The organism is Halomonas sp. PBN3, from assembly GCF_000475415.1.
In the GTDB taxonomy this organism is placed as follows: domain Bacteria; phylum Pseudomonadota; class Gammaproteobacteria; order Pseudomonadales; family Halomonadaceae; genus Halomonas; species Halomonas shengliensis.
Window position 1 is genome coordinate 14,663 of sequence record NZ_AXCA01000038.1, and the last position, 15,394, is coordinate 30,056.

The window sequence follows — 15,394 nt, forward strand, 5'->3', positions numbered from 1 at the left end:
AGGGGGTCAGGTGCGCTGGCGCAGGGTGCGGCCCAGGCGCGGGCTCACCAGCTCGCCGGCCAGGGTCAGGACCAGCAGCAGCCCCAGCAGCCAGGGCCAGTGGTCGGCGAAGGCCACCTCCACCAGGCCCAGGGCGTCGACGAACACCACCAGGATGCCCAGTGGGCTGACGTAGCGCACCATGAACAGCCACAGCGCGTGCCAGCCGGCGGAGAGCCCGAGCTCCTCGCGCAGCGGCGCCTCGCGGAGCACGAAGCCCGCCAGCAGCGCCATGCCCAGGCCGCCCAGCGGCATCAGCCAGCGCGAGGTGAGGTAGTCGAGCCAGTCGAAGAGGTGCCGGCCGGCCAGGGTCCAGTCGGCGCCGAGGTTGAACGAGAGCATCGCCAGGGTGCTGATGACCCACAACACGCTGCCCGCCCCCCAGGCCGCGGCGGGACGGCTCAGGCCGTGGCGGTCGCAGAGCCAGGAGACGGTCGCCTCGACCATGGAGATCGCCGAGGTGAGCGCCGCCATGGAGAGCATGGCGAAGAACAGCACCCCGAACAGGGTGCCCAGCGGCATGGCCTGGAAGGCCAGCGGTAGGCTCATGAAGATCAGCCCAGGCCCCTCCCCCGGGTCCATGCCGTTGGCGAAGATCGCCGGGAAGATCGCCAGCCCCGCCATCAGCGCCACCAGGGTGTCGGCCACCGCCACCGTCAGGGAGGTGCGCGCGATGGAGGTCCCGGCGGGCAGGTAGCTGCCGTAGGTGAGGATGGCGCCGGAGGCCAGCGACAGGGTGAAGAAGGCGTGCCCCAGGGCCGCCAGCAGCCCCTCGCCCGAGAGCGAGCCGGCATCGAAGACGAAAAGGAAGCGCAAGGCCGCACCGAAGCCGCCGGAGAAGAGGCCGTAGACGATCAGCACCAGCAGCATCACCACCATGCCGGGCATCATCCAGCCCACGCTTCTCTCGATGCCCGCCTGGACCCCCTTGCCGACGATCACCATGGTGGCCACCGTCACCAGGGTGCTCCACAGGCCCAGGTTCCAGGGGCTGGCATTGTTGGCCGCGAAGATCGCCACCATCTCCTCGACGCTGCCCCCGGCCAGGCCGCCGCTGAGCATCTTCCACAGGTAGGCGAAGGACCAACCGGCCACCACCACGTAGAAGCACAGGATCAGGAAGCCACACAGCATCGCCATCCAGCCCAGCAGCGACCAGGCCCCGCTGCGCCCCGACTCCGCCACCACCCGGCGCACCGCATCCACGGGGCTGCCGCGGCCGCGCCGCCCCAGGGCGATCTCGACCATCATCACCGGCACCCCCACCGCCAGGATGCAGGCCAGGTAGACCAGCACGAAGGCCCCGCCGCCGTACTCGCCGGTCATGTAAGGGAACTTCCAGATGTTGCCCAGGCCCACCGCCGAGCCGGTGGCCGCCAGAACGAAGCCCCAGCGGCCGAGCCACTGGGTGCGGGGTTGCGTCGTCGTCATGTATGTCCCGTGGTGTCGCATGGTGCCCTCGCCGCCGGCGAGCAAGGCCGCATATTGTGCCGGATTTTTCCCTCGCTGGCAGGCTCGTCTATGCTCAATACGCAAGCGGTTGGAGACGGAGTCCGCCATGACCAGTGATCCGCGCATCGGCCCCATCGCCCTGCCCGACACCCGCGCCCGTCGGGTGGTGGAGGAGCTGCTCGACGGCTCCGGCGTCGCCCTCAACGGCGATGCCCCCCACGACCTGAGGGTCTATCACCCCGACTTCTTCTCGAGGGTGCTGCACCAGGGCACCCTGGGGCTCGGCGAGGCCTACATGGACGGCTGGTGGGAGTGCGAGCGCATCGACGAGCTGGCCTGCCGCCTGCTGCGCCACGGCCTCGGCGAACGCGCCCACACCCCCTCGGAGCGGCTGATGTATCGCCTGCAGGCCGGCTTCTTCAACCTGCAGAGCAAGGCACGGGCCTACATCGTCGGCGAGGCCCACTACGACCTCGGCAACGACCTCTTCGAACGCATGCTCGACCCCACCATGTGCTACTCCTGCGGCTACTGGAAGGAGGCCCGGACCCTGCACCAGGCCCAGCGCGCCAAGCTGGAGCTGGCCTGCCGCAAGCTCGAACTGGGCCCGGGGATGCGCGTGCTGGACATCGGCTGCGGCTGGGGCAGCTTCGCCGAACACGCCGCGCGCCACCACGGCGTGGAGGTGGTCGGCATCACCATCTCCCGGGAACAGGCCACGCTGGCCCGGGAACGCTGCGCAGGGCTTCCGGTGAGCATCGAGCTCCAGGACTACCGCGACCTCGAGGGCACCTTCGACCGCATCGTCTCCATCGGCATGTTCGAGCATGTGGGCCACCGCAATTACCCCACCTACTTCGCCACCGTGGAGCGGCTGCTGGCGGCCGACGGGCTCTTCCTGCTGCACACCATCGGCTCCAACCACTCCGAGATCACCGCCGACCCCTGGATCAACAAGTACATCTTCCCCAACGGGGTGCTGCCGTCGGCGATGCAGATCGCCGAGGCCAGCGAGCCGCATCTGCTGATGGAAGACTGGCAGAACTTCGGACCGGATTACGATAAGACCCTGATGGCCTGGCTGGCCAACGTCGATGCCCACTGGCCGGAGATCGCCCACCGCTACAGCGAGCGTACCCGGCGCATGTTCCGCTACTACCTAGCCGTCTGCGCCGGCGCCTTCCGCGCCCGCCACCTGCAGCTGTGGCAGGTGGCCTTCTCACGCGACCGCGCCCAGCGCTATGATGCGCCGCGCTGATGATGCCCCTCCCCTGACATGGATCAGGAAAAGATGAATTGTCGGCGATCGCCTACATCCACTGGCGGAGATCCGTCAACGAACGGCGGAAGGGAATCAGGGTAGAATAAGAATATGGCCGGCCACAGAGCCGTGCCCGCCATAACCAGAACATCACCTGTACGCAGCAGGAACTGACAAGAAGGAACCTGCATGACGTCGACGACAGTCATGCCGTGCGGGAGGGACGCTGACGCCACGGCCATCGAACGGCTCCCCGGGGTCATCTTCCAGCTGCACCGCAGCCATGACGGGCGGCTACGTTTCCCCTTCCTGGCCGGCGGTGGCGTCCGCCTGATCGGCATCACCCCCGAGCGACTCGCCGAGGATGCACGCCCCGCCCTGGACCGCCTGGTCGAGGAGGACTACCCGCGGCTGATGGCGGCGCTGGAGCGCTCCATGCGCTGGAAGACCCCGCTGAGCACCCGTTTCCGGCTGCCCCTCAAGGGACACGGCATGCGCTGGGTCGCCCTGCGCGCCCAGCCCACCCCCGCCGAGGATGGCGTGCTGTGGCACGGCATGCTGATGGACATCTCCGAGCAGGTGGCCGAGGAGGCTCGCCTGCGCCGCCTCTCCGACACCGACGACCTCACCGGCGTCGCCAACCGCCGGCACCTGATGGCGCGCCTGGAGAAAACGGTCTCCCTGAGCAATCGCCACGCCACGCCGCTCTCGCTGATGATCCTCGACATCGACCACTTCAAGGGCATCAACGACACCCACGGCCACCTGCAGGGGGACAAGGTGCTGCGTGAGGTGGCGCGACTCTGCCAGGCGATGCTGCGCGAGGAGGACCTGGTGGCGCGCATGGGCGGCGAGGAGTTCGCCCTGCTGCTGCCGCTGACGTCGAAGCGTCGCGCTCTGACCCTGGCACAGCGGCTGTGCGGCGCGATTGCCGGGCACGACTTCGGGGTGGAGCACCCCATCACGGTAAGCATCGGCATCGCCGAGCATCGCATCGGCGAAGGGGCGCGCCAGCTGATCGCGCGCGCCGACCACCGGCTCTATGCCGCCAAGGACGACGGCCGCAACCGCGCCCTGGCGGACGCCTGACCCCAGGGTGAGCCGGCACAAGGAAGACACAGGCGACCAAGGCGCCTATACTGGACATTCATCCATATCAAGCGCCCCACCATGATCGACGAGACCCTGACGCGCGTCTTCGGCTACGCCGACTTCCGCCCCGGCCAGCGCCCGGTGATCGAGGCGGTGGCGGCGGGCCGCTCGGCCGCGGCGATCTTCCCCACGGGCTCCGGAAAGTCGCTCTGCTACCAGCTCCCCGCCCTGCACCTGCCTCACCTGACCCTGGTCATCTCGCCGCTGCTGGCGCTGATGCAGGACCAGCTCGCCTTTCTCGCACGCCACGGCATCCCCGCGGCCAGCATCGACTCCGGGCAGAGCCGCGAAGAGGCGGCCGCGGTGATGGCCGGGGTCGAGCGCGGCGAGATCCGCATCCTGATGATCTCGGTGGAGCGCCTCAAGAACGAGCGCTTCCGCGCCTTCATCCGCCGGGTACCGATCTCGCTGATGGTGGTGGACGAGGCCCACTGCATCTCCGAGTGGGGCCATAACTTCCGCCCCGACTACCTGAAGCTCCCCGACTACCAGCGCGAGTTCGGCATCCCCCAGGCGCTGCTGCTCACCGCCACCGCCACCCCGCGGGTGATCGACGACATGCGCGGACGCTTCGCCATCGCGGCCGCCGATGTCACCGCCACCGGCTTCTACCGGAAGAACCTCGACCTGACGGTCGCCCCGGTGGCCGCCGACGCCCGCCCTCGCGCCCTGGCCGCCTGGCTCCAGGCGCGACGCGGCGCGGCCCCCTTCCCCACCATCGTCTACGTCACCCTGCAGCAGACCGCCGAGCGCCTGGCCGCCTACCTGGGCAAGGCCGGCATCCCCGCCACCGCCTACCATGCGGGGCTCGGGGCCGACAGGCGCGAGGCGATCCAGCGCGACTTCATGGCCGGCAGGTGTGACTGCATCGTCGCCACCATCGCCTTCGGCATGGGCATCGACAAGGCCGACATCCGGGCGGTGGTCCACTTCGACCTGCCCAAGTCCATCGAGAACTACAGCCAGGAGATCGGCCGCGCGGGCCGCGACGGCGCCACCTCCGAGTGCCTGATGCTGGCCGGGCGCGACACCCTCGGCGTGCTGGAGACCTTCGTATACGGCGACACCCCGGAGCGCCACGGCATCCGCCGGGTGGTCGACGAACTGCTCGCCGCCGGGACGCGCTGGGAGCTGAGCCTGAACGCCCTCGCCCAGCACGCCAACATCCGCCCGCTGCCGCTCAAGACCCTGCTGGTGCAGCTGGAGCTGCGCGGCATCCTGCGCCCGCACCACGCCTACTTCGCCGACTACCGCTTCAAGCTCAACGAGGCACCCGAGGCGCTGGTGGCCCGCTTCCAGGGCGAACGCCAGGCCTTCGTCCAGGCGATCCTGGATGCCGCGCGCAAGGCACGCACCTGGCACGAGCTGGACTTCGCGACCCTGGAGGCGCTGGGCCGGGAGCGGGGCCTGGATACCCGCCGCGGCCGGGTGATCACCGCCCTGGACTACTTCGTCGACAAGGGCTGGCTGGAGCTGCAGAGCCGCCAGCTCACCGAGGTCTACGAGGTGAGCCGCGCCGACCTCGCCCCGGAGGCGCTGACCGAGGAGCTCTACGGCTACTTCCGCGACAAGGAGGCCGCCGAGATCGAGAGGCTGCACGCCATGCTCGCGCTCTTCGAGAGCGAGGGCTGCCTGAGCCGCCGCCTGGCCGAATGGTTCGGCGACGACCGCACCCCCGAGCGGTGCGGCCACTGCTCGGCCTGCCGCGGCCAGCCCGCCCGGCTGCCGCCGGGGCCCGAGCCGCCCTCCCTGGCAGACCGGCGGCCCGAGGCGCTGCTCGGCGACCTCCGGACGCGCCTGGCCGAGCAGGGCGAGGGGCATCCCGCCACCCCGGACCTGCTGGCCCGCTTCCTGTGCGGCATCACCACGCCGCTGTTCACCCGGCTCAAGGCACGCCGGCTGGCGGGTTTCGGCGCCCTGGAGGGCACCCCCTACGCCGAGGTGCGCGCCTGGCTGGCCGCCCATGGCGCGAGCGATTCAGCCCAGTAGCCCCCGGCGCTGCAGGGCGCGCCTCCTGGCTCCAGCGCTTGACGCCTCGCCGTCACTGCACGACCTTTCGGGGTGAATCCCCCGACCGAGGAGACCCGCATGAGCCAGCTCTCTCAACAAGCCTGCGAGGCCTGCCGCGTCGGCGCCCCGACGGTCACCGAGGAAGAGAAGCAGTCGCTCGGCGCCGAGGTGCCCGAGTGGCAGATCGTCGAGCGCGATGGCATCATGAAGCTTGAACGAACCTTCACGTTCAAGGATTTCGTGCAGGCCCTGGACTTCACCCATCGCGTCGGCGAACTCGCCGAAGAGGCCGACCACCACCCCGCGATCCTGACCGAATACGGCAAGGTGACCGTGACCTGGTGGTCCCACAAGATCAAGGGCCTGCACAGGAATGACTTCATTCTTGCCGCCAGAACCGACGAGGTAGCGAAATAAATGTTCGAACACATTGAGCGGGTTCCCGGGGACGCCATCCTCGGTCTGATCGAGGCCTTCAAGCAGGACACCAACCCGCAGAAGGTCGATCTCGGCGTCGGCGTCTACAAGGACGCCCAGGGCAACACCCCGGTGATGCGCGCCGTCAAGGAGGCCGAGGCCCTGCTGCTCAAGAACGAGACCACCAAGACCTACATCGGCTCCCACGGGGCGCCGGAGTACGGCGCGGTGATCCTGCCCATGGTGCTCGGCGAGGGCTCGCCGGTGCTCGAGGCCGGCCGCGCCAGCGCTACCCAGTCTCCCGGCGGCACCGGCGCCCTGCGCCTGGCGGCGGACTTCATCGCCAAGAAGCTGCCGGGCAAGGGCATCTGGGTCTCCGACCCCACCTGGCCCAACCACCATGGCATCTTCACCGCCGCGGGCATCGCGCTGCACAAGTACCCCTACGTGGATGCCGACAATCGCCTCGACTTCGACGGCATGCTCGCCGCGCTCAAGCAGATCCCCGAGGGCGACGTCGTGGTGCTGCACGCCTGCTGCCACAACCCCACCGGCTTCGACCTCTCCCGCGAGCAGTGGCAGACGGTGCTCGAAGTGCTCCGCGAGCGCCAGCTGCTGCCGCTGGTGGACTTCGCCTATCAGGGCTTCGGTGAGGGCCTGGACGAGGACGCCTACGGGGTGCGCCTGCTGGCCGAGAGCCTCGACGAGGTGATCATCACCAGCTCCTGCTCCAAGAACTTCGGCATCTACTGCGAACGCACCGGCTGCCTGATCATGGTCGCCAAGGACGCCGAGCAGATGGAGAACGTGCGCTCCCAGATCGCCATCGTGGCCCGCGAGAACTACTCCAACCCGCCGGCCCACGGCGGCGCCATCGTCAGCGAGATCCTGCACTCCGCGGAGCTCGCCGCCCTCTGGCGCGAGGAGCTCACCGAGATGCGCGATCGCATCAACACCCTGCGCCGCGACTTCGTCGAGGCCCTCAAGCCCTACGGCCTGGACCAGAAGTATGCGCATATCGCCGAGCAGCGCGGCATGTTCAGCTACACCGGCCTGACGCCCGAGCAGGTCGACCGCCTGCGCGACGAGTTCGGCATCTACATGGTGCGCTCCGGCCGCGCCAACGTGGCGGGCTTCTCCCACGAGAACCTGCCCTACCTGGCCAAGGCCGTGGCCGCGGTCAACTGATCGCCGCGCCTGCATCGCCACCAGACGCCCGGGCACTGCCCGGGCGTCTGCGTTTCGGGTAGAATACCCGCCCTTCAGAGTCATCGATCCATCGCCGCCGGGGCCCGGGGCGCCACGCGGCGCCCGTGGAACAGCGCCAGTTGACCGATCAGTCAGGCATCGCCCAGACTGCTCCTCGGCCTTGTTCCAATTCCCACACAACCAAGAGGCTTTCCCATGGCGGCTCCCTCCCGGCACCCCCAGGTGCACTACCCCTGGTACAAGAAGGAGGACACCGACGCCTTCTTCGCGCTGTTCCAGAACAACATCGCCAACTTCGTGATCATCGCTATCACCATGCTCGGCATGGAGTTCCCGGCGTCGATCGTCTTCGGCCAGGTGCTGCCTGGCGCCGCCGTGGCGGTGATGGTGGGCAACTTCTACTACGCCTGGAGCGCGGCGCGCCTGGCCCGCAAGGAGAACCGCGCCGACGTCACCGCCCTCTCCTACGGCATCTCGACCCCGGTGATGTTCGTCTTCCTGTTCGGCGTGCTGCTGCCGGCCAAGCAGCTTACCGGCGACGCCGAGCTGGCCTGGAAGGTGGCGGTGGCCGCCTGCTTCATCAGCGGCGCCATCGAGGCCGTGATCAGCCTGATCGGCCGTTGGGTGCAGTACCATCTGCCACGGGCGGCGATGCTCGGCGCCGTGGCCGGGGTGGCACTCACCTTCATCGCCGGCGAGATGCTGTTCAAGACCCTGGAGATGCCGTTGATCGGCCTGCTGGTGCTGGCGATCATCATCGTCGGCCTGGTGGCCCGGGTGGCCATGCCCTTCCGCCTGCCCACCTCGCTGTTCGCCATCGTGGTCGGCACTGCCATGGCCTATCTGATCGGCGACGCCGGCGGCGAGCGCTTCAGCGACGCCTTCACCCACCTGGGCTTCTACCCGCTGCTGCCCAATCTGGCCTGGCTCGAGGGGCTGGGGCTGCTGTTCACCGGCATGCTGGCGGTGCTCACCGTGGTGCTGCCGATCACCCTCTACAATGCCATCGAGACCATGAACAACGTCGAGGCCATGGAGGCCGCCGGCGACAAGTACGACGTGCGCGAGTGCCAGGCGGTGGACGGCGTGGGCACCATGCTCGGCGCCCTATTCGGCGGCGTCTTCCCGACCACGGTCTACATCGCCACCGTGGGCGCCAAGTGGATGGGCGCCGGGCGCGGCTACAGCCTGCTCAACGGTGCCGTCTACGCGGTGGCCACCATGTTCGGGCTGATCGCCGCGCTGGCCGCCGTCATCCCGGTCTCGGTGGTGGCGCCGATCCTGGTGTTCGTGGGCATGTCGATGATCGCCACCGCCTTCCAGAGCAACGACACCCGCTACTACCCGGCGGTGGCGCTGGCCATGCTGCCCTACTTCGCCAACTACGTGATGACACGCTTCAACCGCGCCGCCGAGGAGACGGTAAGCGGGATCTCCGCGGGGGTGGTGCCCCTGGGCCAGGGGGCCATGTTCACGGCGATCTTCATCGGCGCCATGACCGTGGCGGTGATCGACCACCAGTTCCGGCGTGCCGCGGCCTTTGCAGGGGTGGCGGCCGGCTTCGCCTTCGTGGGGCTGATGCATGCCCCCGAGCTCGCCCTCAACGCCGCCTGGGACTACACCCTCGGCTACCTGGTGATGGGGGTGCTGTTCCTCTACTTCGCCTGGCAGGAAGGGCGCCGGGCGGCCACCGCACCTGGCAACCCGCCGCGCTGAGCGCCGCAGGGCCTAGCGACAACGACGCGCCCCGCCATTTGGCGGGGCGCGTCGTTCAGGGCCCGGGCGACGCCCGGCGCGGCCTCACTTCCAGAAGTCGCGGATCGAGGCGACCCCCTGCGCCCCCACGGCGCGGGCGTGGTTGGCGTCATGGCGGGTCATGCCGCCCAGCGCGAAGACCGGCATGGCGGCCCGTTCCACCAGCTGCTGGAAGTCGTGCCAGCCCACCGGCGCCACGTCGGGATGCGACGGCGTGGTGCGAAGCGGCGACAGGGTGACGAAGTCACACCCCAGCCGGCCGGCCTGGTCGAGCTGGCGGCGGTCGTGGGTGGAGGCGGAGAGCCACTTGCCCTCGGCGATGGGGCGCCGCTCCATCTGCATCAGGCGCTCACTGGTCAGGTGGATACCGTCGGCATCGATGGCCTCGAGAAGCTCGGGCTCGCCGTTGAGCAGCAGGCGGGCGCCGTGCTCCCGACAGAGCGACAGTGCCGCCTGGGCGCGCTCGCGATAGGCGGCCTCGTCGAGGGCCTTGGCACGCAGCTGGACCAGGCGCACGCCATCCTCCACCAGGGCGCGCTCGAGGCGCGTGGCGAAGCGCGCCTCGTCCTCCTCTTCGCCGGTGATCAGGTACTCGGTCGGCAGCATCACCGCGCGCAGGATCGGCAGGTTGGCCGCCGGGAAGGGGTAGTTGACCAGCTCGTCCATGGGCACCCAGCGCACCGCCTGCCCCTCGCGCCCGAAGGGCTCGCCGGAGAAGTCGTGCACCTGCCAGACATCGAGCAGGATGTGCTTGTCCGGGTACTCGTGGTGGATGCGGATCAGCGGCTGGGCGCGCTGGATCTCCACGCCGAGCTCCTCGTGCAGCTCGCGTCGAAGGCCGCCCAGGCCCGTCTCGTAGGGCGCCAGCTTGCCGCCGGGGAACTCCCAGAGGCCGCCATGATCGACGTTGCTGGGCCGGCGCGCGATGAGTACCTCGCGGCCGTCGGCGCTGATGATGGCGGCGGCCGCCACATGCACCCTTCTCTTCACCATTGCGTTCATTACCCTTTCCAACGTGTTCGCGCCCGCAGGCACGGAGGTCTGTGTCCGGTTGCGTCTGGTTCGCCGTGCTCGTCCTGGCTCAGCTGCGGTAGTCGGCGTTGATGCTGACGTAGTCGTGGGAGAGGTCGTTGGTCCACACCGTGGCACTCGCCTCGCCGCGGCCGAGGTCGATGCGGATCGGGATCTCCTCCCGGGCCATCACCGCGCTGCCCGCCGCCTCGGTGTAGCCCGGGGCGCGGCCGCCCTGCTCCACCAGGCGCACCTCGCCCAGGTCGATGGTCACCCGGTCGACATCGAACGCCTCCACCGGCGCGCGCCCCACCGCGGCGAGGATGCGCCCCCAGTTGGCGTCCGAGGCGTAGAGCGCCGTCTTGACCAACGGCGAGTTGGCCACGGTGAAGGCCACATCCAGCGCCTCGCGGCGCGTGGTGGCCCCCTCGACCTGCAGGGTGACGAACTTGGTGGCGCCCTCGCCGTCGCGGATGATCGCCTGGGCCAGCTCCGTCATCACCCGCACCAGGCCGTTGCGGAAGACGGTGATCGCCTCATCCCCCTCCACCGTCGGGCCACGCCCGGTGCTGATCAGCATGCAGGCATCGTTGGTGGAGGTATCGCCGTCCACGGTGATGCAGTTGAAGGAGCGCTCGACGGTCTCGCGCAGCAGCGCGTCGAGCAGCCCCTGCTCGAGGGTGGCATCGGTGGCCACGAAGGCCAGCATGGTGGCCATGTTGGGCTGGATCATCCCCGAGCCCTTGGCGATGCCGTTGACGGTCACCGTCTCGCCGGCGATCTCCAGGGTGACGCTGGCCCCCTTGGGGCGGGTGTCGGTGGTCAGGATCCCCTCCCCGGCCTGCTGCCACGCCTCGGGACCGTCGTCCAGGGCCTGGAGCGCCGCCGGCAGGCCGGCGACGAGTCGGTCCATGGGCAGCGGCTCGCCGATCACCCCGGTGGAGAAGGGCAGCACGGCCTCGGCGGGCACGCCAGCCAGCCGGGCCAGTTCCTCACAGGTGGCGCGGGCGTCACGCAGCCCCGTCTCGCCGGTGCCGGCGTTGGCGTTGCCGGTGTTGATCACCAGATAGCGCGGCGCCTCGCCGCTGGCGAGGTGCTCGCGGGCCACCGTCACCGGCGCGGCGCAGAAGGCGTTGCGGGTGAAGGTCCCGGCCATGCGGGCGCCCGCGGGCGCCTCGATCACCACCAGGTCGCGGCGGCCCGGCTTCTTGATGCCCGCCATGGCGGTACCCAGCCGTACGCCGGCAATGGCCGGCATCTCGGGAAAGGTTGCGTCACCCACTGCCATCGTCTCGTCTCCTCTGGGGTTGGCCGAAGGCCCGGTTCAACTCAGCTTGCCGCAGCACTGCTTGTACTTCTTGCCGGAGCCGCAGGGGCAGGGATCGTTGCGCCCCACCTTGGGCCCCTCGCGACGCAGCGGACGGCCGTCGGCGCCCGGCGGCGTCGCCTGTTCGCCTGCCTCCTCGCGGGAGGCGGCCTCGGGCGCGTCGTGGCGGCTGGCCGCGCTGGCCTTCTCGCGCTCCAGGGCCTCGCGACGCTGGCGCTCCAGCGCCTCGACCTCCTCGGGCTTGCGCACCTGCACATGGCTGAGGATGCGCGTCACGTCGGCCTTGATGTTGGTCAGCAGGCCCTGGAACAGCTCGAAGGCCTCGCGCTTGTACTCCTGTTTGGGGTTCTTCTGGGCGTAGCCCCGCAGGTGGATGCCCCGGCGCAGGTGGTCCATGGACTGCAGGTGCTCCTTCCAGCGGGTATCCAGCACCTGCAGCATCACCTGCTTCTCGAAACGGCGCATCAGTTCGGCGCCGGCCTGCTCCACCTTGGCCTCGTAGGCCTCGCGGTGCAGGGTCTGCAGGCGCTCGCGCAGCTGCTCCTCGTGGAAGCGCTCGTCCTCCTCGGCCCACTGCACCACGGGCGCATCGAGGTTGAACTCGGCGCGCAGGTGATCCTCGAGACCGGCCAGGTCCCACTGCTCGGGCAGGCTCTGGGGCGGCACATAGTCGCTGATGGCGAGCTCAAGTACCTCCTCGCGGATGCCGGCGACGGCCTCGCTGACCTCCTCGGCGGCCAGGATCTCGTTGCGCTGCTCGTAGATCACACGACGCTGGTCGTTGGCCACGTCGTCGTACTCGAGCAGCTGCTTGCGGATATCGAAGTTGCGGCTCTCGACCTTCTTCTGGGCGCGCTCCACGGCGTTGGAGACCATCTTGTGCTCGATCGCCTCACCGTGCTCCAAGCCCAGCGCCTTCATCATGCGCTGGACCCGGTCGGAGCCGAACAGGCGCATCAGGTTGTCCTCCAGCGACAGGAAGAAGCGGGTCGAACCCGGATCGCCCTGGCGGCCGGCACGGCCGCGCAGCTGGTTGTCGATGCGCCGCGACTCGTGGCGCTCGGAGCCGACCACGTGCAGCCCGCCGGCGGCCAGCACCGCCTCGTGGCGCTCGCGCCACTCGGCCTTGAGACGCTCGATCTGGGCCTCGGAGGGGTTCTCCAGCTTGGCGGCCTCGGCCTCCCAGTTGCCGCCCAGCACGATGTCGGTGCCGCGACCGGCCATGTTGGTGGCGATGGTGATGGCCCCGGGGCGCCCCGCCTGGGCGATGATCTCCGCCTCGCTCTGGTGCTGCTTGGCGTTGAGCACGTTGAAGCTCATCCCGGCACGCTTCATCAGGTTGGCCAGATACTCGGAGGTCTCGATGGAGGCGGTACCCACCAGCACCGGACGGCCTGCCGCGGTCTCGGCCTTGACGTCCTCGATGATCGCCTCGAACTTCTCCTCGGCGGTTAGGTAGACCAGGTCGTTGAGGTCGCGGCGGATCAGCGGCTTGTTGGTGGGGATCACCACCACGTCGAGGCCGTAGATCTGGCGGAACTCGAAGGCCTCGGTGTCGGCGGTGCCGGTCATGCCCGCGAGCTTGTCGTAGAGGCGGAAGTAGTTCTGGAAGGTGGTGGAGGCGAGCGTCTGGCTCTCGCGCTGAACCGTGACCCCCTCCTTGGCCTCCACCGCCTGGTGCAGGCCCTCGGACCAGCGCCGTCCGGGCATGGTGCGCCCGGTGTGCTCGTCGACGATCACCACCTGGCCGTCGCTGACGATGTAGTCGACGTCCTTGTGATAGAGGTGGCGGGCGCGCAGCGCGGAGTGCATGTGCTGCAGCAGGTTGAGGTTCTGGGCGGCGTAGAGAGAGTCCTCCTCGCCCAGCAGTCCCTGCTCGCGCATCAGGCCCTCCACCTTGTGGTGGCCGCTCTCGGTGATCTCCACCTGCTTGTGCTTCTCGTCCAGGGTGAAGTCACCGTCTACCGGCGCGTCGGCGTCTTCCGACACCTCGCCCCGAACAAGATGCACCGCCAGGCGGTCCACCACCTTGTAGAGCTCGGTGTTCTCGTCCACCGCCCCGGAGATGATCAGCGGGGTGCGCGCCTCGTCGATCAGGATGGAGTCCACCTCGTCGACGATGGCGTAGGCGAGCCGGCGCTGGACCTTGTCCTCCAGCGAGAAGGCCATGTTGTCGCGCAGGTAGTCGAAGCCGAACTCGTTGTTGGTGCCGTAGGTGATGTCGCAGCCGTAGGCGGTGCGCTTCTCCTCGGGAGTCTGGCCGGCGTAGATCACGCCGACGCTGAGGCCCAGGGCCTCATAGAGGGGACGCATCCACTGGGCGTCGCGGCGCGCCAGGTAGTCGTTGACCGTGACCACGTGGACGCCTTCGCCCGGCAGGGCGTTGAGGTAGACCGCCAGGGTCGCCACCAGGGTCTTGCCCTCGCCGGTCTTCATCTCGGCGATGCGGCCGGTGTGCAGGGTGATACCGCCGATCAGCTGCACATCGAAGTGGCGCATGCCCATCACGCGTTTGCTCGCCTCGCGCACCGTGGCGAAGGCCTCGGGCAGCAAGGCATCGAGGCTCTCGCCGGCCTCGAGGCGCTCACGGAAGGCCGGGGTACGGGCCGCGAGGGCTGCGTCGTCGAGGCCCTCGAGCTCCCCTTCCAGGGCATTGATGCGCTCGACCTGGCGGCCCATGCGCTTGACTTCACGGTCGTTCTTGGAGCCGACGACCTTGCGTAACAGGGTGTTGATCATGAGGTGTCCGTTATCCGCGTGTGGCATCGTGCCGGCCGCTCCTGGCGGTCGGCGAGGTTCAGATCGAGAATGCCCACACCGCTGGCGGACCACGGCGGGTAAGGACGTCATGGGCGGCGGTGGCCCGCGGCACCGGCGCTCGTGGACGCGGCAGCGGCCTCGGATGCGCCGGCGAGGCGAGCCGCGGCCAGCGGCGCCGGGCGCGGCGGCGCGCCTGCAGCCGCGAGGAGGCGCGGATCAGCGCCGGGGCGAGGATGCAGATCGGCGCCAGGCGCTCGACCTGACGCACCAGCTCCGCCTGGGGCAGCCCGGCGGGGAGCAGGCAACCCACCAGCAGGCCGGCCAGCCACCAGCGCGCCTGCCGCCGCGGCGAGGCGGGTCGCGCGGCGGTAGCGGGCGAAGGGGTGACGGTCTCGGCCATGCTGTCGAGGGGCTCTCCGGCGTGCTAGTCTGGCGGGCGCTTGCGTCCCGACGCGTTCATCGTCCGACCCGCCCGTGCGGGTAGAGAGACAAGCCCATGAGTATAAAGGTTAAGCGCTTTCGCGCCCAGCCCATGTCCCGGCTGCTGGAGGGACGCGGCGAGCTCGGCTCGCTGATGCGCACCGCGCAGCTGATCGAACGCGCCCAGGCACACCTGCGCGCCGGCCTGCCCGAGGAGCTGGCCAGCCATCTTCACGTGGGCGGGTATCGCGACGGCCGCCTCACCCTGATCGCCGACGGCGCCGCCTGGCTGACCCGGCTGCGCTACGAGCAGCCGCGCCTGCTGGAGCGCCTGCACGAGCTACCGGGCTTCGAGGCGGTGCAGGGCTTCACCCTCAAGGTACGGCCGGTTCGCCCCGCCCGGGCGCCACTGCGCCAGGTGCGGCGGCTGCCCGCCCGCGCCGGCGACGAGCTCTCCAGCTGCGCGGCCGACATCGAGGACCCGCGGCTGCGCCAGGCGCTGGAGCGGCTCGCCGCCCATGCCGAGCGAGAGGAGCCGTCGTAAGCTGGAAGCGCGGCATAATCGAGTAGGAGGGGGAGTC

General features: G+C 69.5%; 12 protein-coding genes. 7 read left to right on the forward strand and 5 right to left on the reverse strand.

The window, feature by feature from the left end:
* Positions 1 to 6: 6 nt before the first annotated feature.
* Positions 7 to 1,470 (reverse strand): sodium-dependent transporter, encoded by a 1,464-nt coding sequence (locus Q673_RS21875; protein WP_023004771.1) that lies wholly within the window; start codon positions 1,468 to 1,470, stop codon positions 7 to 9.
* 127 nt (positions 1,471 to 1,597) lie between these two features.
* On the opposite strand from Q673_RS21875, the gene cfa reads away from it, so the two are divergent.
* The 6 genes from cfa (at position 1,598) to Q673_RS21905 (ending at position 9,256) form a co-directional block, all read left to right on the forward strand.
* Positions 1,598 to 2,749 (forward strand): cyclopropane fatty acyl phospholipid synthase, encoded by a 1,152-nt coding sequence (cfa, locus tag Q673_RS21880; RefSeq protein WP_023004772.1) that lies wholly within the window; start codon positions 1,598 to 1,600, stop codon positions 2,747 to 2,749.
* A gap of 192 nt (positions 2,750 to 2,941) precedes the next feature.
* Positions 2,942 to 3,841, forward strand: coding sequence for a sensor domain-containing diguanylate cyclase (locus tag Q673_RS21885; RefSeq protein ID WP_031217558.1), 900 nt, complete (start codon positions 2,942 to 2,944; stop codon positions 3,839 to 3,841).
* 81 nt (positions 3,842 to 3,922) lie between these two features.
* Positions 3,923 to 5,893 (forward strand): RecQ family ATP-dependent DNA helicase, encoded by a 1,971-nt coding sequence (locus Q673_RS21890; protein ID WP_023004774.1) that lies wholly within the window; start codon positions 3,923 to 3,925, stop codon positions 5,891 to 5,893.
* Between the two features lie 99 nt (positions 5,894 to 5,992).
* Entirely contained in the window at positions 5,993 to 6,331 is a 339-nt protein-coding gene (locus tag Q673_RS21895) for a 4a-hydroxytetrahydrobiopterin dehydratase (RefSeq protein WP_023004775.1), read from the forward strand.
* Positions 6,332 to 7,519: an amino acid aminotransferase gene (locus tag Q673_RS21900; protein ID WP_023004776.1), complete on the forward strand. Its 1,188-nt coding sequence runs from the start codon at positions 6,332 to 6,334 to the stop codon at positions 7,517 to 7,519.
* Between the two features lie 216 nt (positions 7,520 to 7,735).
* Positions 7,736 to 9,256, forward strand: coding sequence for a uracil permease (locus tag Q673_RS21905; RefSeq protein WP_023004777.1), 1,521 nt, complete (start codon positions 7,736 to 7,738; stop codon positions 9,254 to 9,256).
* Positions 9,257 to 9,340: 84 nt separating this feature from the next.
* Here the strand turns inward: Q673_RS21905 and Q673_RS21910 are convergent, their stop codons facing one another.
* The 4 genes from Q673_RS21910 to Q673_RS21925 all read right to left on the reverse strand — a co-directional run bounded on the left by Q673_RS21910 (position 9,341) and on the right by Q673_RS21925 (position 14,793).
* Positions 9,341 to 10,297: a Nudix family hydrolase gene (locus tag Q673_RS21910; protein ID WP_235048472.1), complete on the reverse strand. Its 957-nt coding sequence runs from the start codon at positions 10,295 to 10,297 to the stop codon at positions 9,341 to 9,343.
* A gap of 79 nt (positions 10,298 to 10,376) precedes the next feature.
* On the reverse strand, positions 10,377 to 11,594 hold the full coding sequence (gene argJ / locus Q673_RS21915) for a bifunctional glutamate N-acetyltransferase/amino-acid acetyltransferase ArgJ (protein ID WP_023004779.1): 1,218 nt from the start codon (positions 11,592 to 11,594) through the stop codon (positions 10,377 to 10,379).
* Between the two features lie 36 nt (positions 11,595 to 11,630).
* On the reverse strand, positions 11,631 to 14,372 hold the full coding sequence (gene secA, locus Q673_RS21920) for a preprotein translocase subunit SecA (RefSeq protein WP_023004780.1): 2,742 nt from the start codon (positions 14,370 to 14,372) through the stop codon (positions 11,631 to 11,633).
* 58 nt (positions 14,373 to 14,430) lie between these two features.
* Positions 14,431 to 14,793, reverse strand: coding sequence for a hypothetical protein (locus Q673_RS21925; RefSeq protein WP_023004781.1), 363 nt, complete (start codon positions 14,791 to 14,793; stop codon positions 14,431 to 14,433).
* 96 nt (positions 14,794 to 14,889) lie between these two features.
* Here Q673_RS21925 and Q673_RS21930 point away from each other — a divergent pair, with 96 nt between their 5' ends.
* Positions 14,890 to 15,357 (forward strand): DUF721 domain-containing protein, encoded by a 468-nt coding sequence (locus Q673_RS21930; protein ID WP_031217559.1) that lies wholly within the window; start codon positions 14,890 to 14,892, stop codon positions 15,355 to 15,357.
* The last annotated feature ends 37 nt before the right edge of the window (positions 15,358 to 15,394 follow it).